Source organism: Conexibacter sp. W3-3-2, assembly GCF_009707605.1.
GTDB lineage: Bacteria > Actinomycetota > Thermoleophilia > Solirubrobacterales > Solirubrobacteraceae > Paraconexibacter > Paraconexibacter algicola.
The window spans coordinates 3,011,860-3,032,389 of sequence record NZ_WLYW01000001.1; the positions used below are offsets into that span (position 1 = coordinate 3,011,860).

A 20,530-nucleotide genomic window follows, 5' to 3' on the forward strand; every position below is an offset into this window, starting at 1 on the left:
GTTCTCATACCTCCACTGGGTGGTTCGTGTTGAAGGACGGTCCCGCGCCGTCCGCCGCGTCCGCGGCGGTGACGAGGGACTCGATGCGGACGGCGTAGCCGCCCTCCGCGGTGACGAGCAGGCGGCCGGTGGCGATCCGCATGCCGTCGGCGTACAGGTCGATCGGCGCGTCGGACTCCCGGTCGAGCTCGACGAGCGAGCCGGCGGGCATCCCGACGAGCTGGCCGAGCGGCATCCGGGCGCGGCCGAGCTCGGCCCACACGCGGACGGCGACGCCGCGCAGCGAGTCGCTGAGCGGCACCTCCCCGTCGTACTCGGCGGTGATCTCGTCGAACGCGCGGGTCATCCGGACGATGAACGCGTTGGGGACGAGCTGGATCAGCGTGCAGGGCGCACCCCCGACGGTGAAGGTGACGATCGTCGCCTGGCCGGAGTGCTCCCAGTGCTCGGTCGCCTCCTCGATCGTGCGGACCAGGCGGACGTCCGGCGGCGCGATCTCGACCTCCTCGTCGAGGACCGCGCTCGTCGCCATCGCGGCGGCGGACATCATCTGGTTCATCGCCTCGCCGATGGCGCTGAACTCGAGCTCGCTCGGCGCGTCGGCGGGCTCGAGGTCCTCCGGGGCCATGCCCATCATCACGGCGGCGAGCCGGCGCGCGCCGGCCACGGACATGACGAGGACGTTGCCGCCGCTGACCCCGTCGACGAACGACACGTCGGCGAGCACGGCGGGCACCTGGATGTCGGCGAGCGGGTGCGTGCCGGGCGGCACGACCTTCACGACACCGGGGGCGACCTGGCCGGGGGCGAAGATCTCCAGGACGTCCTGGACCGCGTCGGCGGTCGAGCCGCCGAGCCGCAGGAGGGCGTTGTCGGCGGCGCTCATGTCTCCTCCTCGGCGGGACGGGTGAGCTGGACGGCGCGGCGGCCGGAGTGGCGGCCCGCGCGCCCGTGGTGCACGGGGGTGCGGTCGGCCCACAGCGTGACGTCGTCGCCGGCGCGGCCGTTCAGCGCGACGACGTCGCCGGGCGTGAGCGCGAGGATCTGCTCGAGCGTCATGACGGTGTCGGCGACCTCGGCGCGGATGCTGACGTCGACGCGCTCCAGGCCGGCGCGCAGCGCGCGGACGGAGCCCGGGTCGCGGCGGCCCTCGTCCTCGTCGCGGCGGCTGAACGCGGCGCCGACGGGGGCGATCGCGGCGAACGGGACGAGCAGCGCGACGGTCGCGGTGACGCGGTGCAGGCGCGCCTCCATCGTGAGCACGAGCGTCGGCTCGCTGCCGGACGCGACCTGCACGGTCTCGGTCTGGGTGTCGATCCGCTCGGTCTCCAGGGTGACCTCCGCGAGGTCGAACCAGCCGGCGGACATGAGCTCGACGAGCGTGCTGATGAAGCGGCGCACGAGGATCAGGTCGAGGTCGCTGAGCTCGCGCTCGGGGACCGCGTCCTGCGCGTTGCCGCCGAGCAGCCCCTCCAGGGCGGTGCACAGCAGCGCGCGCTCGGCGCTGATCAGCATCTTCGCCTCGTGCGGGGCGGTGCGGATCGTCGCGTGGACGGAGTGGTCGGGCAGCAGCGCGAACGCGTTGGCCCACGTGAGCTGCTGCACGTCGATGACCTCGAACTCGACGGGTAGCCGGTGCTCGGCGACGAGCCGCGTGGTGCTGTTCTGGCAGAACGTGTCGAGCAGTCGGCGCAGGCGCCGCTCCTGGTCGGTGGAGAACTTCGTCGGCCGCGTGAAGTCGACGGTGCGCAGCCAGCGCGCGCGGCGACCGCCCGTCTGGTGACGGTCGGTCTCCATCGGGAGGTTGCCCTCCGACGCGCGCTCGAAGAGCTTCTCGATCTCGTCGGGCGACAGGAAGTCGGTCATGCCGCCACCCGGAGCCCGACGGGGGTGGAGAACAGCTCGACCTCGGTGCCGCCCGCCTCCTTGTAGACGACGCGGCCGTCCGCGACCCGCACGCGCATCGTGCGCCCGCGGGTGCCGCCGGTCGCCTCGGCCCGCGGGTGCAGGCGCAGCTTCGCCAGCTCGGCGTGCACGGCCTCCGCGTTGCGCGCCCCGACCTGCTGGCCGCCGTCGGTGCCGAAGCTGAACATCGACGCGCCGCCGACCAGCACCGCGTCGATGCGGTGGCGGGCGGCGCCGAGCTCAAGGACGGCCTCCAGGAGCGCGGGGACCGCGTGGTCGGCGTGCTTGCCGTTGGGGGTGCCGGAGGCCGGGGCGGCGGGGAGCATGATGTGCGCGAGCCCGGCGACGGTGGCGCGGCGGTCGATCAGCGCGAGGCCGATGCAGGAGCCCAGGCCGACGCAGGCCAGCACGTCGCTGGCGTCCGCGGACACGACCTGCTCTCCCATCCGGGCGAGGTGCTCCGTGCCGGTGGCCACGAGCGTCACGGGTCTACAGCCCGAGCCGCGCGAGGAGGTCCTCGACGCCGCCGCTCTCGGGCAGCAGGAGGAAGGACATCGAGCACTCCTCGCCCTCGACGGTCAGGTCGCTGTCGAGCACGAGGGCGACCTCGAGGTCCTCTCCGCGGCCCATGAGGACGGAGGCGAGGATCGCGCCGAGCATGTCGTGGACGACCTGCGGCGGCGCGGGCTCGAGCGCCATGCCGGTCATCTGGGCGAGCACGTTGATGTAGGAGGTGCCGAGGATGTTCCCGACCTCCTGCAGCATCGAGCGGCCGTCGTCGCTGTGCGGGTCCAGGCCGTAGACGCTGCAGAGCGTCTGCGCGTCCTCGTCGGGCACGAGCAGGACGACGGCGGCCTGCATGTCGCCGATGATCGGGACGAGGATGCCGTGGCGCTCCTCGTCGGGCTGGCCGGCGACGGCGACCGCGTCGGCGAGCGGCAGCGCCGCGGCCGTGGGCACGGAGATGTCGGTGGGCTTGCCCAGCAGCGACGACAGCGACGCGGCGGCCTGGCCGGAGCCGATGTTCGCCAGCTCCCGCAGGGCGTCGAGCTGGAGGTCGGAGTACGTGGTCATGACGGCAGGGGCTCCTGGGTGCGCGTGGTGGTCGAGGTGGGGGCGGCGTCCGCGAGGGCGTCGCAGTCGGCCAGCAGGACGATCTGCCCGCTGGAGAGGACGGCCGCGCCGGAGACCGCGGCGGCGTCGGCGACCCCGGGCGGCAGCGGGCGGGTGACGAGCTCGGTCTGGCCGATCAGGTGGCCGACCGAGAGCGCGACGAGACGGTCCCCGGCGCGGATCAGGACGATGTGCTGGTCCTCGGGGGCGTCGGCGGCCTGGTCGCCCTTGTGGCCGAAGACCTCGCGGCCGCGCAGGAGCGGGATCGCCTCCTCCTCGAGCACGAGCATCCGCCGCCCGGTGACCGAGCGCACGATGCCGTCCTGGACGCGCATGGTCCGCTCGACGCGACCGAGCGGGATGCCGTAGGGCAGGCCGTCGCAGTCGACGAGCAGGGCGCTCATGATCGCGAGCGTCAGCGGCAGCCGGATCTCGGCGCTGGTGCCCTGGCCGGGCACGGCGGTGAGGACGACCTCGCCGCCGAGCGCGCGGATCTTCGTGCGGACCGCGTCCATGCCGACGCCGCGGCCGGACAGGTCGCCGACGGTCTCGGCGGTGCTGAACCCGGGCGCGAACAGCAGCTCGATCGCGCCGGCGACGTCGAGCGTCGCCGCCTGCTCGGCGGTGATCAGGCCGCGCTGCACGGCGCGGGCGCCGACCTTCTGCGGGTCGATGCCGCGGCCGTCGTCGCTGACCGCGATGACGATGCTGCCGCCCGCGTGCCGTGCGGTGATCGACAGCGTGCCGGTCGCGGGCTTGCCGGCGGCGACGCGCTCGTCGGGGCCCTCGAGGCCGTGGTCGAGCGCGTTGCGGATCAGGTGGACCATCGGGTCGCCGAGCGCGTCGACGACGGTGCGGTCGAGCTCGGTCTCCTGCCCGACGATGTCGAGGTCGACCTGCTTGCCGAGCTTGCTGGAGACGTCGCGGACGAGCCGCGGGAAGCGCAGGAAGACCGCCTCCACGGGGATCATGCGGATCTGCATGACCATCGCCTGGAGGGCGTGCGAGGTGCGGGTGAGCTCCTGCATCGCCTGGGTCAGGCCGGGGATGTCGGCCTCGCCGGCGAGGCCCTCGACGAGCGTGCGCTGGACGACGAGCTCGCCCATCGCGTGCATCAGCTGGTCGAGGCGCTCGGCGTCGACGCGCACGGTGGTGGCGCCCTTCTTCGCCGGTGCGGCCGCGGCGGCGGCCTGCGCGCCGGCGGCGGCCGCCTCGCGCGGGGTGGGGGCGGCGACGGGGGCGGCCGGGGTCGGGGTCGCCGCGGCGGCCGGGGTCGGGGCGGGCGCGCCGTCGGCGGTCGCGAGCTCCAGCGGGGCGGGCTCCTGCGCGTCGGCGGCGGACGGGACGGGCGCCTCGACGCGGACGTCGGTGACGTCCTCGACGGAGCGGCAGGCGGCGACGAGCGCGTCGTCCTCCGCGCCGCAGACGACGGTGGCCTCGATCGTGCGGCCGGCGAAGTCGTCGACCTCGTCCGGGGTCGGGGAGCTGCTGACGACCTCGCCGTGCTCGGCGATGGCCGCGAGCACCATGAACGCGCGGACCGCGGGCATCATCGCGTCGGGGCCGAGCGTGACGGTGACGTGCAGCAGCCGCTCCCCGTCCTGGAGCTCGGGGACGACGGCCGGGGCGGGACCGGGGCGCGGGCCGGGGTCGGCGAGCGGATCCTCGACGTCCTCCTCGCGCACGAGCGCCGCGAGGCGGGAGATCAGCGCGTCGGGGTCGATCTGCTCGCCACCGGACGCCTCGATCGCGTCGATCGCGGCCTCGAGCGCGTCGAGGCACTCGAGCAGCACGTCGACGACCGCGGCGGGCAGCGTCGCGGTGCGCTGGCGCAGCAGTTCGAAGACGTCCTCCATCTGGTGCGTGAGCCGGGCGACGCCCTCGAAGCCCATCGTCGCGCTCATGCCCTTCAGCGAGTGCGCGGCGCGGAAGATCTCGTCGAGGACCGCGCGGTCGTCGGGGCGCTCCTCGAGCGTCACGACCGCGGTGTTCAGCTCCTGCAGGTGCTCGCGGCACTCGGCCACGAACATCGGGAGGTACTCGGACATGTCCATGGTCAGCCGACCTTCCGGTAGGTGAACGGGTGCGTCGGCTCGAGGCCGAGGTCGGCGGCGCGCGCGACCCGCTCGGTCGCGCCGACGATGAGGTAGCCGCCCGGTCGGAGCGCCTCGACGAGCCGCTCGTGCAGCGCGTCGCGGACCTCCTCGGTGAAGTAGATGACCGTGTTGCGGCAGAGGATCAGGTCGTGGTGCTCGCGCCGCGGGCGGACCCGCAGCAGGTCGCCCTGCTCGAAGCGCACGAGCGCGCGCAGCGCGGGCCGCGCCGCCCAGGTGCCGTCGGTGGTCTGCTCGAAGTGGCGCAGCAGCGCGTCGCGCGGGGCGTCGCGCGCGTCGGCGTCGGAGAAGATCCCGCGCCGGGCCCGGGCGACGACCCGGTTGTCGATGTCGGTGCCGACGATCTCGGCGCGGACGCCGGGACCGGCGTCGAGCACGTGCGCGGCGAGCGTGTACGCCTCCGCCCCGTAGGAGCAGCCGGCGCTCCAGATCCGCAGCGGCCGTGCCGGGCCGGCGGCGCGCAGGTCGGGCAGCACGTCGCGGCCGATCCGCTCCCACTGCTCGGGGTTGCGCCACAGCTGGCTGACGTTGATCGTCATGCGGTCGAGGAACGCGTCGAGCTCCTCGTCGTCGGCGCGCAGCCGCCGCAGCTCGGCGAGCAGGTCGTCGTCGCCGTGGCGCGCGGTGATCCAGGTGCGGATCCGGCGCTCCATCTGCGGGCGCTTGTACTGGTCCAGGTCGATCCCGGTCAGGCGCCGCAGGCCGGCGGTGAACTCGGGGTACGGGTCGTGCGCGGTGCGTTCCGCGATGCTCATCGCAGGGCCTCCTCGGCGATGACGTCGGCGAGCTGGTGCAGCGGGACGACGCGGTCGGCCAGGCCGGCCTCGACGACCGCGCGGGGCATGCCGTAGACGGTGCAGGTCGACTCGTCCTCGACGATGACGCGCCCGCCGGCGGCCTTCACCTTGGCGGCGCCCTCCTCCCCGTCGCGGCCCATGCCGGTGAGGACGACGAGCAGCAGCCGCGAGCCCCAGGCCGCGACGGCGTCGTCGATCGTGAGGTCGGCGCGGGGACGCAGCGCGCCCACCGGGGGCGCGTCGCTGAGCACGAGCCGCCGGTCGAGGCCGATCCGCAGGTGGCTGCCGCCCGGGCACATGAGCAGCCGGCCGGGCTCGAGCACGTCGCCGGTGCGGGCCTCGGCGACGGTCAGGGTCGCGGTCCGGTCCAGGCGCGCGGCGAGCGAGGCGGTGAAGCCGGGCGGCATGTGCTGCACGATCACCGAGCCGAGCCCGAGCTCCGCGGGGAGCGCGGGGATCAGCTCGGCCAGCGCGCGCGGCCCGCCGGTCGAGGAGGCGATGAGCACGACGCGCTCGGTGCCGGTGCGCGCGCGGGTCGCGGCCCGCGGGGCGGGCGGCGCGACCGGGGCGGTGGCGGGCGCGCCGTCACGGGCGGGGGCGGCGGGCGCGCCACCGGGACGGCGCGGGGTGCGGCCGCGGCGGCGCAGGCCGGCGGCGGCGTGCACCTTCTCGGCGAGCTCGCCGGCGAAGCCGTCGAGGCCGGCGCCGACGGCGGGCTTGGCGACGAGGTCGAAGGCGCCCTCGGCGAGCGCGTCGACCGCGCGGGCCCCGTGCGCGGGGCTGAAGGCGGAGACCACGACGACGGGCACGGAGCGGCCGTCGCGGCGCAGCTCGCGCAGCACGCCGATGCCGTCCATGCCGGGCATCGCGAGGTCGAGCGTCATCGCGTCGGGCTGGTGGGTGCGCCAGAGCGCGAGCGCCTCGTCCCCGTCGCGGGCCTGGCCGACCACCTCGAAGCCGCTCTCGGTGAGCGACTGCGTGAGGATGCGGCGCATCAGGCCCGAGTCGTCGGCGACGAGGACGCGCTCCTTGGTGAGGGTGGCGGACACGGACGGCGCCTACGCGGCGACCGCGACGTCGGAGGCGGCCTCGTCGGCGCCGACCGCGACGTCCTCGGGACGGACGGTGGCGGCGGCCGCGACCTCGGCCTGGGCGGAGCTGAAGTCGGCGCCGATGGCGACGATCGCCTCGGGGCTGAGCAGGACGACGAGCCGGTCGTCGATCTTGGCGATGCCGTCGATGACGGCGCCGGAGATGCCGCCGAGCGCGCTGCCGTCGTCGATCAGCTGCTCCTCGACGGTGAGGACCTCCTCGACGGAGTCGACGACGACGCCGGCCATCTCGCTGCCGGTCTCGACGATGACGATCTTGGAGCGCTCCTCCGGCTCGCCCGCGGTGATCCCCAGGCGGGTGGCGAGGTCGAAGACCGGAAGGATCTTGCCGCGCAGGCTGATGACGCCGCGGACGCTGTGGTCGGCCGACGCGACGGTGCGCGGCTCGGTGTACCGGATGATCTCGTGGACGTAGCTGATCGGCAGCGCGTACTCCTCCTCACCGAGGGTGAAGACGACGAGCTGACGGGCGTCGTTGCGGTCGGACATGGGGAAGGTGCTCCTGGTCGGTGCGCGTCGGGGAATGCCGCGGGTGCGGCTGGTTGACCGGTGATCGGCCCGTTCCCCGGTGCCTTGAGCGTGACTGGACGCGTGCACCGTCCCTCCGGATTGGCCCGTAACGTGTCGTGGTCCGTATGACGGGCATGGACAACGTCACGCATCGCCCGTCCACCATCCGTGGACGGCGCGAGCTCTACGAAGCGGTCATGGAGCGACTGGGCGAGCGGCTTGGCGAGCCGGATCTCCAGATCCATGACATCGCGGCGGACACGTTCGCCTCCCGCCGGCAGATCCAGCGGGTCATGGAGGAGCAGGACACCACCTTCCGCGCGGAGCTCGCGAAGATCCGCATGGACCGGGCGGCCGAGCTCCTCGCCTCCACCACCCTGCCGGTCCGCGAGGTCGCGGCCCGCGTCGGGTATCGCCAGCCCGCCCAGTTCGCGAAGGCGTTCCGGCTGCGTCACGGCTCGGCGCCCTCCGCGTACCGCGGTGAGCACGGGCACGGGCACCGCAACGGCTACGGACTGGTCCGCAGCACCGCGGCCTGAGGCGTCGGCGGCGGGCGTCGGTCCCGCCGCGGGCGCCCCGCCGCTCAGGCGAGGCTGATCGTCGGCCGTCCGGCCGCCGCAAGGCCCTCGGCGAGGATGGTGACGCGCCAGGCGCGGATCGCCGCGGTCACCTCCGCGGGGGTCTCCTCGACGAGGTAGCGGGTCCCGGTCGTCAACGTGACCGAGGTGTCGGGCGCGGCCTCGACGTGTTGGACGAGATCCGGGTTCACGAGGAACGCCTCGCGGCTGCGCCCGAGTCGGTGGAGCTCGATCATCGCGATCAGCGCTTGAGGTTCACGAGGTCCTGCAGCATCTCGTCGGACGTCGAGATCACGCGCGAGTTCGCCTGGAAGCCGCGCTGGGCGACGATCATCTGGGTGAACTCGGCGGCGAGGTCGACGTTGCTCATCTCGAGCGTGCCGGAGGTCGTCACGCCGAACGTGCCGCCGGGGGTGCCGACGATCTCGGTGCCGGACGCGGGGTCGGCGATCCAGCGGTTGCCGGACACGCGGGTGAGCCCCTCCTCGTTGGGGAACTGCGCCAGCGAGATCGTGCCCGCGCTCGTGCGCGCGCCGCCACCGGACGGGATGTAGGAGACCGAGCCGTCCTCGCCGACGATCGTGTCGGTCGCGCCGAGCGGGATCTGGATGTAGGCGTCGGCGGTGCCGGTGCGGCCCATGACGTAGTAGCCGTCGGCGGTGACGAGGTAGCCCTGGTCGTTGCGGCGGAAGTTGCCGGCGCGCGTGTACTGGGTCTCGGTCGGCATGGCGGGCGGGGCGCCGAGGCCGACCCGGAACCAGCCGTCGCCCTGGATCGCGACGTCGAGCGGGTTGCCCGTCGCCTGCAGGGACCCGGAGCCCATCTGGTTGTCGATCGTGCCGAGCTGGACGCCGAGGCCGACCTGCCGGCCGTTGAGGCCACCCGTGGTCGGGCCGGCGGCGGTGCCGAACTGGTAGGTCTGCTGCAGCTGGTCCTTGAACGACGCGCGGCTGCTCTTGAACCCGACGGTGTTGACGTTCGCCAGGTTGTTGGCCGTCACATCGAGCATGATCTGGTGGTTGCGCAGACCGCTGATGGCGCTGAACATGCCTCGGATCATCTGGTGCTCCCTCTGGTGGTGCCGGCCGCGCTAGGCGATGACGGCGCTGTCGATGTTGGTGAAGACGTGATCGCGCATCTGCTCGCGATCGATGGCGGTGATCACGGTCCGGTTGCGGACCGACACGACGAACGCGCTCTGGTCGACGAGCACGACGGTCTCGCGCGCGCCCTTGCCGGCGGCGCGGGTGACGCCGTCGTCGAGGCGCTGCAGCGTGGCCTGGTCGACCTCGATGCCGCGGCGACCGAGCCGCTGGAGCGCGTGGTTGGAGAACTGCACCCCGTGTGATCGGTGGGCGAGCAGCTCGCTGAAGGCCGGGCCGGACGTCTGTTGCGTCCGGGCGGGCTGGGTGGGATGCGGCCCGACCGGCCCCGAGACGCCCGGGGGCACCAGCGCGGGGTTCGGGAGGACGCTCATGGTCAGCGCACGTCCGTGACCTGGCCGACGGAGACGAGCGCCTCGCCGACCTTGAGGTAGGAGGTGCCGTCCTGGGCGACGACGCTGCCGACGACGCCCTCCTGGCGGGTCTTGGTGGCGTCGAGGTAGCCGACGGTCTTGCCGAGCATGCCGACCGCGCGCGCGTCGCGGGTCTCGGCGGCCAGCGACGTCGTGGCGTTGGCCATGTTCGTGATCTGCTCCAGGCTCGTCATCTGGCTGAGCTGGGCGACGAACTCCTTGGAGTCGGCGGCGTTGGTCGGGTCCTGGTTGCGCAGGTTCTCGACCATCATCTTCAGGAAGGCGTCCTTGCCGAGGCTGAGCGTCTGCTCGGCGGCGGTCTGGGTGGACGGCTGGGCGGGCGTGCTGGTCGTGACGCCGGTGACGGGCATGGGCGGGTCCTCCGCGGGTCAGGCCACGACGTCGACGAGCGCGCCCGCGGGCGCGGCGGCCGACGGGGCCGGGTCGGTGACGAGGTCGGTGTCGGTGTCGGCGAGCGCGTCGGCGATCGCTGCGGTGGTGGCCGCCCGGCCGGGGGCGTCCTCGCGGCCGCGGGCGTGGGCGTGCTGCTGCCAGGGGGAGCCGGCGTCGCCGTCGGCGGCGAGCCGGATGTCGAGGCTGGCGAGCTGCAGGCCGCGCTCCTCGAGCGAGCGGCGCAGCTCGGCGCCGGCCTGCGCGACGGCCTGGACGGCGTCCCCGTTCTGCGCGGTGATCTGGGCGACGAGCCCGTCGGCGCTCTGGCGCAGCCGGACCTCGATGCCGCCGAGCTCCTGCGGGTGCAGCTGCAGGCGGGCGCGGGCGACGCCGCGGGCGGTGGCGACGTGGACGAGGTCGATCATGCGGTCGACGGTCTGGGCCAGGCCGCGCTGCGCCCAGGCCTGCGGCAGCTCGCCGGGCGCGGGGGCGGGCGCCGGCGCGGTCGGGGCCGGTGCGGCGGTGGTCGCGGACGTGGGCGCCGGGGCGGGCGCGGCCGCGGTCGGGGCCGCGGCGGCCGCGGCGGCGGGTGCGCCGTCGGCGCGCTCGCCCGCGGTCGTCGGGGCGGCGGTCGCGTCGCCGGCCGCGGTCGTCTGCCCGTCGGCGGCGGGGGCGCCGGCCGGGAGCGGCGGGCCGCCGGGCAGGCCCGGAGCAGGGGTGGGCGCGGGCGCCGCGGTGCCCGTGGGGGCCGCGTCGCCGGGAAGGTCGTCGGCGTCCGCCCCCGCGGCCACCGGTGCACCGGTGGCCGCGGTCGGGACGCCTTCCGTGCCCGCACCGCCGAGGCCGGGGAGGACCGTGGGCGCCGTCCCTCCGACAGCGCCCGGGTCCCCGGTCTCGGTGGTGGGCACGGACTCCGGCGCCGTCGCGCCGGGGACGGTGGGGAGGACCGGGACGGCGGGGGTCGCGCCCGCCGGGGGCGCGGGGACCGCGGTCGGGGCGGCCGTGGCCGCCGGGTCCTGCAGCTCGGGGGACGCGGGACCGCCGGCGGCGGCCGCGTCGGGTGTGGAGGCCGCGGGCGCCGGGGTCGCGGCGGGCCGCTCGTCGCGGCGCGCGTCGTCGCGGCGCAGCCGGCCGTCGTGGTCGCGTCGCAGGTCGCGACGCTCGCGCGGCGTCTCGGTTCGGTGGCCTTCCGCAGGGGCGGTCCGGGCCGTGGTCTCGGTGAGGAGGGCGGGGAAGCCCGACGGGTCCGCCGGGCGGGCCTCGTTGCGGGCCCGTCCGCCGGGCGGAGCGCCGGGCGGCTCCGCGACTGGGGATGTCCGCATGTCGTCCTAGACGGTCGAGTAGGGCAGGGCGCCCGAGGTCGTGGGGGTGGTGACGGGCGTCGGCGTGAGCGCCGGCACCGGGGTGGTGGCGAGGCCGCCGGCGGGGCGCGCGGCACGCTCGGTCGCGGCGTAGCCGAGCACGCGCTCGACGTACTGCTGCGTCTCGGCGTAGGGCGGCACGCCGCCGTGGCGGGAGACCGCGCCGGGGCCGGCGTTGTACGCGGCCAGCGCCAGCCGCTCGTCGCCACCGAAGCGATCGAGCTGCTGGCGCAGGTAGCGCGCTCCACCGTCGAGGGCCTGGACCGGGTCGGTGGGGTCGGTGACCCCGAGCGACGCGGCGGTGCCGGGCATGAGCTGGGTGAGGCCGGAGGCACCGGCGGGGCTGCGGGCCGCGGGATCGAACCCGGACTCCTGGCGCACGAGGGCGCGCAGGAGGGCGGGGTCGATCCCGTGCTTGGCCGCGGCCGCGTCGATCTCGGCTCCGAACGGTTGACCGGACGCGCTCGGCGTCGTCGTCGCGGGGGTGGTCCCGGCGGCGGCGAGCTGCGTCGCGAAGGTGGGGGCGGCGGTCGTCTGCGCGGGCGCGGGGGCGTGCAGCGCGACGGGGGGTGCGGGCGGCGGCGGTGAGCTGCTGGAGCTCGGCGACGCGGTCGAAGGCGGCGATCGGCACGGGTCAGGCGGCCTTCGCGCGGAGGTGACCCTGCAGGGCGATCTCGTCCAGGCGCACGCCCTCGGCGCGCGCGACCTCGAGGCGGTGCGCGGCGGCCTGGCGGTCGCGCAGCCGGTCGAGGACCTCGCGCTTGCGCGAGGCGGCGGTGACGACGGTGCGGCGCGCGTCGACCTCGGCGTCGGCCCGGTCGACCTCGAGCGCGGCGACCAGGCGCGTGCGCTCGAGCCGCTCCACGTACGCCTGGCGGGCGCGCAGGGCGGCGACGTCGACGGCCGCCTCGGCGGCGAGCGGCGCGGCGAAGCGGGCGGACTCGAGCTGCGCGGCGACGGCCTGCAGGCGCGCCTCGTGCCGCTCGCGGTGCGCGAGGCTGGCCGCCAGGGCCTCCTTCGCGCGGTCCTCGTCGTGGACGCGCACCCGGCGCACCCGCTCGAGACCGAAGTCGAACCGCTCCTTCATGACCGGGGTGGTCGGCGGGCCGCCGCGGGCGTGAAGGCCCCTGGACGCAGGTCGGGGTCGCCTCCCCACTTCTGGGGATGGGCTCGAGCTGCGGTCCGCGGAGCGACCGCCGTACGTTTCCCGCGCTCAGCGCAGGGGTTCGTACGGCGCTTCGCCCGGCCGGATCGTGAGGGTCCTCATGCGATGTGAGAAGTCCGTGAGGGCACCGCCACCCGCGGCGGCCGACGCGATTCACTCTGCGCCATCGGCGACCCGCGTCGCCGGTCACCGGCTCAGACCACTGCTCTCGGAGGACTCCCCATGCACCTGTCCAGGACCCAGGGGCGGCGCCGTGCGCTGCTCGCCACCACCACCGTCGCCGCCGCGCTGACGCTCGTCGGGGCCGCCGGCGCGAAGACCGCCGACGGCCCGACGGCGCGGGCGGCCGCCGCGCCCGGGACCGTGAAGGTCAACGCCGGCTACACGCTGGCGGTGCGCGCCACCCCGTCCAGCAGCGGCCGGGTGGTCCGCAAGCTCGCGAACGACACGAAGGTCCGCATCGTCTGCCAGACGCAGGGCGACCGGGTGACCGGCCGCTTCGGCACCTCGACGCTGTGGGACAAGCTGTCCGGCGGCGGCTACGTCTCCGACACCTACGTCTACACCGGCAGCGACCAGCGCGTCGCCCCGGACTGCGGCGGCGCCACCACGCCGGTGAACACGCAGCCCTCCCCCGCTCCGAGCAGCGGCCTGCCCGCGAGCGTGAAGCTCCGCGACGACTACCCGTACCCGACGCGCAGCTGGAACGGCGTCGACCCGTGGAACTTCTACTTCCGCGAGTGCACGAGCTTCGTCGCGTACCGGATCAGCAAGGTCATCCGCGGCTTCGCCAACGGCTACAAGGGCGGCCGCTTCGGCAACGCGATGACCTGGGACGACAACGCCCGCAGGATCGGCATGAAGGTCGACCGCACGCCGAAGGTCGGCTCGATCATGGTCCGCAACTCCGGCCGCTACGGCCACGTCGCGATCGTCGCGAAGGTCGGCAGCGGCGGGAAGCGGATCTTCGTCGAGCAGTACAACGCCGGCGGCACGCACCGGTACTCCAAGGAGTGGCTGACCAAGACGTCGGTGATGACGTTCATCCACCCGTAGCGCCCGGCCGGGCCGGGTCCCGCCGCGTCAGACCGCGAGGTTGAGCGGCGGGATCGCGCTCGGCGAGGCCGCGTGCTGCGGGTCGGCCGGCAGGCCGACCGCAGGGTCGGCGGCCACCGACCCCTCGACGATCCCCGGCACGACGCGCGCTGCGCCCCCGACGACGGCGGCGAGCGCGGCGTCGGCCGCGAGCGCGTCCGGCCGCTCGTCGACCGTCTGCTTCAGGAACGCGTCGATCGCGGGCTTCAGGTCGATGGCGCGGTCGGCGACCGGGTCGGTCCCGCGCTCGTACGCGCCGATCGCGACGAGGTCGCGCTTGTCCTTCTCCGCGGCCATCAGCGCGCGCAGCTCCGTCGCCGCGGCGCGCGCCGCCGGGTCCATGATCTCCCCGACCAGGCGGGAGACGGACTGCAGGACGTCGACCGCCGGGTAGTGGCCCTGGTGGGCGAGCTCGCGCGTGAGGACGACGTGCCCGTCGAGGATCGAGCGGACCGCGTCGGCGATCGGCTCGTTCATGTCGTCGCCGTCGACGAGCACCGTGTAGAGCCCGGTGATCGAGCCGAGCGCGCTGGTGCCCGAGCGCTCCAGCAGCTTCGGCAGGAGCGCGAACACGCTGGGGGTGTAGCCGCGGGTCGCGGGCGGCTCCCCGATCGCCAGGCCGATCTCGCGCTGGGCCATCGCGAAGCGCGTCACCGAGTCCATCATCAGCAGCACGTCGGCGCCCATGTCGCGGAACGACTCGGCGATCGTCGTGGCGGTGAGCGCCGCCTTGATCCGCACGAGCGCGGGCTGGTCGCTGGTGGCGACGACGACCACCGAGCGCGCGAGACCCTCGGGCCCCAGGTCGCGGTCGAGGAACTCGCGGACCTCGCGGCCGCGCTCGCCGACGAGGCAGATGACGTTCACGTCCGCCTCGGTGGCCCGGGCGATCATGCCCAGCAGCGAGGACTTGCCCACGCCGGAGCCGGCGAAGATGCCGAGCCGCTGCCCGCGGCCGCAGGGGACGAGCGCGTCGAGCGCCCGGACCCCGAGCGACACGCGGTCGGTGATCCGCGGCCGCTCCATCGGGGACGGCGGGGACGCCTCGACGCTCGCGAGCACGAGGTCGTCGCCGAGCGCCAGCGGCGGACCGCCGTCGATCGGACGGCCGAGACCGTCCAGCACGCGGCCGAGCAGCGACGCGCCGGTCGGCACGCGCACCGGTGCGCCCATCGCGGTGACGCGGTCCCCGGGACCGATCCCGACGAGCTCGCCCAGCGGCATCAGCAGCGTGCGCCCGGCGCGGAAGCCGACGACCTCAGCGGGCGTCGGGGGCCGGTCGCGGCCGGTCTCGATCTCGCAGACCTCGCCGACCTCCGCCTCGAGGCCGGTCGCCTCGACGATCAGGCCGATCAGGTCGGTGACGCGTCCGCGGCGCCGGTGCAGGTCGGCGCGCCGGACGGTAGCGGCGTGCGCCTCGAGGCGCTCGGCGAGCCCGCCGGTCACGGGATCGCGGGGTCCTCGGCGGTGCGCGCGGCGAGCACGCCGTCGCGGACCGCCTCGCGGGCACGGTCGAGCTTCGTGGCGAGCGTCGCGTCGATCTCCCCCGCGACGGTGCGCACGAGCGCGCCGCCGCGCACCACACGGCGCTCGGTCTGCACCTCGCAGTGCTCGATGCCGCCGAGCTGGGCGACGAGGTCCGGGACCGCGTCGCGGACGAGGTCGAGGTCGTCGGGGTGCACGAGCACGGTGACGCGCTCGCGCTCCACGAGGCAGCGCAGCGCGCCGCGCACGACGTCGACCACGAGCGCGGGGTGCGCGTCGAGCGCGCCGGCGAGGACCTGCTCGGCGATCGCGAACGCCAGCTCGACCGCCGCGTCCTCGGCCTCGCGGGCCAGGCCGTCGCGGACGGCGGCCACCTCGGCGGCCGCCTGCTGCAGCAGCCCGACGGCGGGGGCGACCGCGGCGTGCGCGTCGGCGCGGCCCGCGGCGAGCCCCTCGGCGTGCGCGGCCGCGCGGATCGCGTCGGCCTGGGCCTGCGCCTCGGCGACGAGGTCGCGGGTGCGGTGCAGCGCGGTCCCGGCGACGGGCTCCAGCGCCGGGAAGTCGAAGGCGGCGATCTCGGCCATCAGATGACCTCGTCCTCGGCGTCCTCGCCGCCGCGGCCGAGCGTGATCGCCCCCGCCTCCTCGAGGCGGCGGATGGCGGCGACGACGCGGCCCTGCGCCTCCTCGACGACGGCGCGCCGCTGCGGCTGCGAGGTCTCGAGGTCCTCCTTGAGCATCTCCGCGCCGCGCGTGGACATGTTCGCGAAGATCCGCTCGGCGACCTCGGCCCCGACGCCGCGCAGCGCGGTCCCAAGGTCCTTCTGGTCGACCTCGCGCAGCACCAGCTGGATGTCGCGGTCGGACAGGACGACGATGTCGTCGAAGGTGAACAGCCGCTGGCGGATCTCGTCGGCGAGGTCCTGGTCGTGCTCGGCGACGGCCTGCAGGACGTTGCGCTCGGTCGACCGGCCGGCCCGGTTGAGGATCTCCGCGAGCGAGTCGACGCCACCCGCGGACGAGAACTCCTGGGTGAGGACGTTGGCGAGCTTCAGCCGCAGGCCGCGCTCGATGTCCTCGACGACGCCGGGGTTCGTGTCGCTCATCGTGGCGATGCGCAGCGCCACGTCGGCCTGGGCGTCGGGCGGCAGCGCGGCGAGCACCTTCGCGCCGAGCGTCGTGTGCAGCGAGGCGACGACGAGCGCCTGGGTCTGGCGGGCCTCGTCGGCGAGGAACGTGGCGATCTGCTCGGGCGGCGTCTTGCGCAGGAAGTCGAACGGGCGCAGCTCCGCCGAGGCGGCGAGCGACCCGATGATCTCCTCGGCGCGCTCCTCCCCCAGCAGGTGGACGAGGACCTCGCGGGCGAACTCGGGGCCGCCGATCGCGTAGTAGTCCTTGGCGCTGAACTGCTCGGCGAGCTCGGCGATGACCGCGCGGGTCGTCTCCGCCTTGACGCGCCACATCGACGCCATCTCCGCCGACAGCGCCTCGACCTCGCGCTCGGTGAGGTGGCGCAGGATCTCGGCGGCGCGCTCGGAGCCGATCGAGATGAGGAAGATCGCCGCCTTCTGGCGGCCGTTGAGCCCGTTGAGGAGGATCCGGTCCTCCTGCGTGACGAGCTGGATCTCGGTGTTGACCGCGACCGCCGTGCTCGTGGACATCTACTTCTCCTCCGTGATCCAGGCGCGCAGCTGGCCGGCGACCCGCTCGGGCTCGCGGGCGACGAGCTCCTCGAGCGCCATCGCGCGCGGATCGTTCTTGAACACGCTGAGCGCCTCGTCGGGCGGCGACAGGTCGATCGGGTCCATCTCCTTGCGCGGCGCGGGCAGCGCGGCGTGCCCCTCGACGACCGGCAGCGCGCGCAGCCAGCTCGGCTCGTCGGCGAACGGGTCCGCCTCGCGGCGGCGCAGGTGCCGGGTGACGAAGAAGAGGAACAGCAGCGCGCCGAGGCCGATCGCGACCGCCTTGACGATCCCCTGCATGCCGACGGGGATCAGCAGCGGGCCGGCCGCGGGCGCCGTGGTCGCGGCGGGCGTGGCGGCGAACGCGACCTGGCTGACGGCGAGCGTGTCGCCGCGCGCGGCGCGGATGCCCGCCGCGGAGGTGAGGGCGGTGCGCAGCGCGGCGACGTCGGCGGCGGGGACCTTCTTGTCGACGACGACGGCGACGTCGAGGCGCTGCACCGTGCCGGGCGCGACCTTCGTGCGGGTGACGGTCTTGTCGACGCCGAGGTCGCGCTGCGCGGTCGTCTTGCGGTAGTTGGAGTTGCCGCCCGCCGCGCCGCCGCCGGCCGCGTAGGTCGGGATGTTTGCCGCGGTGCCCGCGGTCGCACCGGTGCCGCCGCCCTGGCTGGTCAGCGTCTCGGTCTCGGTGGTCTCCTTCAGCGGCGTGCCGCGGCGCGCGTACTGGAGCTTCTCCTGCGTGGACTCGCTGAGGTCGAGGTCGGCGGCGACCTGCACCGTCGCCTTGCCGGGCCCGAGCGTGCGGACGAGCAGCGCGTCGAGGGAGGACTCGAGCTGCGCGGCGTAGCGGGCCTCCGCGGCGGGCTTGCCGAGCGTGCCGCCACCGTCACCGGCCATCCCGGTGCCGTCGCCCTGCGGCCAGACGAGCTGCCCGGCGCCGTCGGTGATCGTGACCTTCTTGGGGTCGAGGTCCGGCACGGAGGACGCGACGAGGTTCGCGATCCCGCGGATGGCGGACGGCTCGAGCTCCTCGGCCTTGCCGGTGAGCAGGACCGCGGCGGTGGCGGGCTTCGCCTCGTCGGCGAACAGCTCGTCCTTGGGGAGCGTCAGGCGCACCTGGGCGCCGCCGACCCCGTCGATCGTGCCGAGCGTCTGGGCGATCTGACCCTCGAGGGCGCGCTGGTAGGCGACCTGCTGCTGGAACGAGGAGGCGCCGAGCTTCTGCTTGTCGAGCAGCTCGAAGCCGGGCTGCTTCGGTGCGCCGGAGGTGACGACGCCGGCGGAGGCGAGCGCCATCCGCGCGTCGGTCTCCATGCCCTTCTCGACCGCGAGCTCGGTGCCGCCGCGACGGATCTCGTACTTCACCCCGGCGGCGTCGAGCGCGCCGGTGACCTTCGTGGTCTCGGCCGGGTCCATGCCCGCGGCGACCGTCGAGTAGCTCGGGGCCCCCGCGATCTTCAGCAGCAGGAACGCGACGACCACGAACGCCAGCGCGCTCGCGGCGATCGTGATCTTGCCCCGGGTGGACATGGTCGTGAGGAGCTGCGTGGGCATGGAGGGCTACACCTGGGTTCGCATGACGTCGCTGATCGCGTCGACGGCCTTCGTGCGCAGCTGCGCGGCGAGCTGCATCGCCAGCTGCGCCCGCTCGACGGCGACGACGACCTGGGAGGGATCGGTCGCGGTGCCGTCGGCGAGGCTGCGGGAGGCCTTGGCGGCGTCGTTCTGGAGGGATTCGAGCTTCTGGATCTGGTCGCCGAGCATGCCGCCGAAGCCGCCGCCACCGCCGACGCCACCGGCCGCGCCGGTGCCACCGCCGCCGACCGCGTCGGCCTCGGTGATCGAGGGGATCTGCCACTCGGCGGCCGCCCCGGCCAGTGCCTCGATCGGCATCAGCGCAGGAGGTCGAGCGTGCGGGTGAACATGGACTTCGCCGTCTGCATGGCGGTCGCGTTGGCCTCGTAGGCGCGCGAGGAGCTGATGAGCTCGACCATCTCGGTGACGGTGTTGACGTTGGGCAGCTCGACGTAGCCGTCCTGGCCGGCGTCGGGGTGCCCGGGGTCGTAGACGCGCCGGTTGGGCGCGCTGTCCTGCACGATCGCCGCGACCTGCACGCCGCGTGAGGGCGCGGCGCCGGTGCGGCCCATGGCGCCCTCGAGGGCGGAGGCGAAGGTCGCGCGGGCGCCGCCCGCGGCCTCCTGGAGGACGACCTCCTTGCGGCGGTACGGCTGGCCGTCCGCGCCGCGGGTGGTCTGCGCGTTGGCGAGGTTCTCGGACGTGACGTCCATGCGCAGGCGCTCGGCGCTGAGGCCACTGCCCGCGATGTCGATGGCGTCGAACAGGCCCATGGGGGACTCAGCGGTTCCCGATCGCGGACTGGATGATCCCGGTGCGCGCCTTCGTGACCGCGACGAGGGCCTGGTACATGAGGCCGTTGCGGGCCTGGCCGGCCGCCTCGACGTCCATGTCGACGGAGTTGCCGTCGATGCGGACCGGGGCCGACGCGTCGGTGCGCTGCACGATCGCGGTGCGCCGGACGGCGTCGCGGTCGTCGGCGGCCATCGCGGCGGAGAGCTGGCCCTCGAAGTCGACCTCCTGGCGGCGGTAGCCGGGGGTGTTGACGTTCGCGATGTTCTGCGCGATCGCCGTCTGCCGCTGCGAGGTGCCGTGCATGGCGGCCTCGAGGGCGAGCTGGGTGGTGTCGAAGAGCTGCACGGATGGCGTCCTTGGGTGGTGCACCCCTGCCGCCCGTCCTGGGCTGGTGGTGCGGCGACCGCCGTCCGTGGAGGTCACTCGGGGTGGTCGGCCCGGACGCCCGCGGGTTGAGCGCGACACCTGTCGCGGTGGACGCGCGGCCTCCCCAGAACTGGGGACCCCCGGCGCGGGCGGCGGGCGGCGCCGCGGGGCGCCGCGGCCCGGTCGGGGCCACGGGCGCGAGCGCGCGCGCACGAGGGCGGGGCCGCGCGGCTCAGGCGGCGGCGCGGGCGTAGCCCGCGGCGGCGCTGCGGCCGCGGTGCAGGCCGCCGAGCTGGGCGCGGGCGGCGGCGACGGCGTCGCCGAGCGCGAGCGTCACGAGCTGCTGGGTGCCGGCGGCGCGCTCGAGCGCGGCGCGGTCCTCGGGCCGCAGCCCGGCCGGGGCGAGGTCCATCAGGCGGCCCATGAGCGCCTCGCGGCGCACGTGGAGCGCGTCGAGCTCGTCGGCGCGACCGTCGAGGACGAGCGCGAGCTCCTCCTCGGCGAGCGCGGCGAGGGCGACCGCGGGGCTCACGCGACCATCGGCGGGAGCGACCCGCCGCCGCCGGGGGTGGTGCCGCCGGGCTGGCTGCCCGCGGCGAGCTGCGCCCACGCGTCGCGCAGGTCGTCGAGCAGCCGGATGACGGTGCGGAGCTTGTCCGCGTCGCGCTCCAGGCGCGCCTCGATCATCTGCCGCTTGCAGTAGACGTAGATCGCCTGGAGGCGCTCGGCGAGCTCGCCGGCGTCCATGTTCAGCGTCGCGAGGAGCTCGTCGACGATCGCCTCCGCGCGGGTCAGGCGGTCGCCGCCGTGCTTCCACGCGCCCTCGCCGAAGGCGGCCTCGGTCTGGCGCAGGAAGCGCAGCGCGCCGTCGTAGAGCATCACGACGAGCTGCTCGGGGGACGCGGTCAGGACGCTGCTCTCGCGGTACGCGGCGGGTCGGGCGTACGGGTTCATGGGGCGGAGGCCTCC

At 75.0% G+C, this 20,530-nt stretch carries 26 protein-coding genes; 2 read left to right on the forward strand and 24 right to left on the reverse strand.

The window, feature by feature from the left end:
* Positions 1-4: 4 nt before the first annotated feature.
* Genes GKE82_RS14540 through GKE82_RS14575 form a run of 8 tightly spaced genes read right to left on the reverse strand, consistent with a single transcriptional unit; the run spans position 5 to position 7,530 of the window.
* Positions 5-886, reverse strand: coding sequence for a FliM/FliN family flagellar motor switch protein (locus tag GKE82_RS14540; protein ID WP_154733800.1), 882 nt, complete (start codon positions 884-886; stop codon positions 5-7).
* A complete protein-coding gene (locus GKE82_RS14545) occupies positions 883-1,866 on the reverse strand; it encodes a flagellar motor switch protein FliM (RefSeq protein ID WP_154733801.1) in 984 nt (327 codons plus the stop codon). Before GKE82_RS14545 ends, GKE82_RS14540 begins: the two co-directional genes overlap by 4 nt.
* Entirely contained in the window at positions 1,863-2,381 is a 519-nt protein-coding gene (locus tag GKE82_RS14550) for a chemotaxis protein CheD (RefSeq protein WP_154733802.1), read from the reverse strand. Before GKE82_RS14550 ends, GKE82_RS14545 begins: the two co-directional genes overlap by 4 nt.
* A 13-nt stretch (positions 2,382-2,394) precedes the next feature.
* The gene (locus GKE82_RS14555; protein WP_107567596.1) at positions 2,395-2,979 is read right to left on the reverse strand and encodes a chemotaxis protein CheC; all 585 of its coding nucleotides are present in this window, start codon (positions 2,977-2,979) and stop codon (positions 2,395-2,397) included.
* A complete protein-coding gene (locus tag GKE82_RS14560) occupies positions 2,976-5,066 on the reverse strand; it encodes a chemotaxis protein CheA (RefSeq protein WP_196189241.1) in 2,091 nt (696 codons plus the stop codon). Before GKE82_RS14560 ends, GKE82_RS14555 begins: the two co-directional genes overlap by 4 nt.
* Positions 5,067-5,074: 8 nt before the next feature.
* Positions 5,075-5,887: a protein-glutamate O-methyltransferase CheR gene (locus tag GKE82_RS14565; RefSeq protein WP_154733804.1), complete on the reverse strand. Its 813-nt coding sequence runs from the start codon at positions 5,885-5,887 to the stop codon at positions 5,075-5,077.
* Positions 5,884-6,978, reverse strand: a complete 1,095-nt coding sequence (gene cheB, locus GKE82_RS14570) for a chemotaxis-specific protein-glutamate methyltransferase CheB (protein WP_107567599.1) — start codon at positions 6,976-6,978, stop codon at positions 5,884-5,886. The genes GKE82_RS14565 and cheB overlap by 4 nt, the downstream gene beginning before the upstream one ends.
* 9 nt (positions 6,979-6,987) lie before the next feature.
* Positions 6,988-7,530: a chemotaxis protein CheW gene (locus GKE82_RS14575; protein ID WP_107567600.1), complete on the reverse strand. Its 543-nt coding sequence runs from the start codon at positions 7,528-7,530 to the stop codon at positions 6,988-6,990.
* 155 nt (positions 7,531-7,685) lie between these two features.
* Here GKE82_RS14575 and GKE82_RS14580 point away from each other — a divergent pair, with 155 nt between their 5' ends.
* Complete coding sequence (locus GKE82_RS14580) at positions 7,686-8,090, forward strand: helix-turn-helix transcriptional regulator (protein ID WP_230316176.1); 405 nt, start codon at positions 7,686-7,688, stop codon at positions 8,088-8,090.
* Between the two features lie 44 nt (positions 8,091-8,134).
* Here the strand turns inward: GKE82_RS14580 and GKE82_RS14585 are convergent, their stop codons facing one another.
* The 7 genes from GKE82_RS14585 to fliJ all read right to left on the reverse strand — a co-directional run bounded on the left by GKE82_RS14585 (position 8,135) and on the right by fliJ (position 12,486).
* The gene (locus tag GKE82_RS14585; RefSeq protein ID WP_107567601.1) at positions 8,135-8,365 is read right to left on the reverse strand and encodes a flagellar FlbD family protein; all 231 of its coding nucleotides are present in this window, start codon (positions 8,363-8,365) and stop codon (positions 8,135-8,137) included.
* Between the two features lie 5 nt (positions 8,366-8,370).
* Positions 8,371-9,189 carry a flagellar hook-basal body complex protein gene (locus GKE82_RS14590; RefSeq protein ID WP_154733805.1) on the reverse strand — a complete coding sequence of 273 codons (819 nt, stop codon included), beginning with the start codon at positions 9,187-9,189 and terminating at the stop codon, positions 8,371-8,373.
* Positions 9,190-9,219: 30 nt separating this feature from the next.
* Positions 9,220-9,606, reverse strand: coding sequence for a TIGR02530 family flagellar biosynthesis protein (locus GKE82_RS14595; protein WP_154733806.1), 387 nt, complete (start codon positions 9,604-9,606; stop codon positions 9,220-9,222).
* A 2-nt stretch (positions 9,607-9,608) separates the two neighbouring features.
* Complete coding sequence (locus tag GKE82_RS14600) at positions 9,609-10,016, reverse strand: flagellar hook capping FlgD N-terminal domain-containing protein (protein ID WP_107567604.1); 408 nt, start codon at positions 10,014-10,016, stop codon at positions 9,609-9,611.
* Positions 10,017-10,034: 18 nt separating this feature from the next.
* On the reverse strand, positions 10,035-11,360 hold the full coding sequence (locus tag GKE82_RS14605) for a flagellar hook-length control protein FliK (protein WP_154733807.1): 1,326 nt from the start codon (positions 11,358-11,360) through the stop codon (positions 10,035-10,037).
* A gap of 6 nt (positions 11,361-11,366) precedes the next feature.
* Positions 11,367-11,957: a lytic transglycosylase domain-containing protein gene (locus GKE82_RS14610; protein WP_154733808.1), complete on the reverse strand. Its 591-nt coding sequence runs from the start codon at positions 11,955-11,957 to the stop codon at positions 11,367-11,369.
* Positions 11,958-12,033: 76 nt separating this feature from the next.
* On the reverse strand, positions 12,034-12,486 hold the full coding sequence (gene fliJ / locus GKE82_RS14615) for a flagellar export protein FliJ (protein ID WP_154733809.1): 453 nt from the start codon (positions 12,484-12,486) through the stop codon (positions 12,034-12,036).
* 300 nt (positions 12,487-12,786) lie between these two features.
* Between fliJ and GKE82_RS14620 the strand changes: the two genes are divergently transcribed.
* Positions 12,787-13,620 carry a CHAP domain-containing protein gene (locus GKE82_RS14620; RefSeq protein WP_154733810.1) on the forward strand — a complete coding sequence of 278 codons (834 nt, stop codon included), beginning with the start codon at positions 12,787-12,789 and terminating at the stop codon, positions 13,618-13,620.
* Positions 13,621-13,647: 27 nt separating this feature from the next.
* On the opposite strand, the gene GKE82_RS14625 is transcribed toward GKE82_RS14620, so the two are convergent.
* The 9 genes from GKE82_RS14625 to fliS all read right to left on the reverse strand — a co-directional run bounded on the left by GKE82_RS14625 (position 13,648) and on the right by fliS (position 20,515).
* A complete protein-coding gene (locus tag GKE82_RS14625) occupies positions 13,648-15,105 on the reverse strand; it encodes a FliI/YscN family ATPase (RefSeq protein ID WP_309233611.1) in 1,458 nt (485 codons plus the stop codon).
* Positions 15,102-15,728 carry a FliH/SctL family protein gene (locus tag GKE82_RS28595; protein WP_107567610.1) on the reverse strand — a complete coding sequence of 209 codons (627 nt, stop codon included), beginning with the start codon at positions 15,726-15,728 and terminating at the stop codon, positions 15,102-15,104. The genes GKE82_RS14625 and GKE82_RS28595 overlap by 4 nt, the downstream gene beginning before the upstream one ends.
* Complete coding sequence (gene fliG / locus GKE82_RS14635) at positions 15,728-16,804, reverse strand: flagellar motor switch protein FliG (protein WP_107567611.1); 1,077 nt, start codon at positions 16,802-16,804, stop codon at positions 15,728-15,730. Before fliG ends, GKE82_RS28595 begins: the two co-directional genes overlap by 1 nt.
* Positions 16,805-18,379: a flagellar basal-body MS-ring/collar protein FliF gene (gene fliF, locus GKE82_RS14640; protein ID WP_154733811.1), complete on the reverse strand. Its 1,575-nt coding sequence runs from the start codon at positions 18,377-18,379 to the stop codon at positions 16,805-16,807.
* Between the two features lie 6 nt (positions 18,380-18,385).
* Positions 18,386-18,718, reverse strand: a complete 333-nt coding sequence (locus tag GKE82_RS14645; RefSeq protein ID WP_107567613.1) for a flagellar hook-basal body complex protein FliE — start codon at positions 18,716-18,718, stop codon at positions 18,386-18,388.
* On the reverse strand, positions 18,718-19,173 hold the full coding sequence (gene flgC, locus GKE82_RS14650) for a flagellar basal body rod protein FlgC (RefSeq protein ID WP_107567614.1): 456 nt from the start codon (positions 19,171-19,173) through the stop codon (positions 18,718-18,720). The genes GKE82_RS14645 and flgC overlap by 1 nt, the downstream gene beginning before the upstream one ends.
* Before the next feature lie 7 nt (positions 19,174-19,180).
* Positions 19,181-19,540 carry a flagellar basal body rod protein FlgB gene (gene flgB / locus GKE82_RS14655; protein ID WP_107567615.1) on the reverse strand — a complete coding sequence of 120 codons (360 nt, stop codon included), beginning with the start codon at positions 19,538-19,540 and terminating at the stop codon, positions 19,181-19,183.
* A 253-nt stretch (positions 19,541-19,793) separates the two neighbouring features.
* Positions 19,794-20,093, reverse strand: coding sequence for a hypothetical protein (locus GKE82_RS14660; protein ID WP_107567616.1), 300 nt, complete (start codon positions 20,091-20,093; stop codon positions 19,794-19,796).
* Positions 20,090-20,515 (reverse strand): flagellar export chaperone FliS, encoded by a 426-nt coding sequence (gene fliS / locus GKE82_RS14665; RefSeq protein WP_107567617.1) that lies wholly within the window; start codon positions 20,513-20,515, stop codon positions 20,090-20,092. Before fliS ends, GKE82_RS14660 begins: the two co-directional genes overlap by 4 nt.
* Between the last annotated feature and the right edge of the window lie 15 nt (positions 20,516-20,530).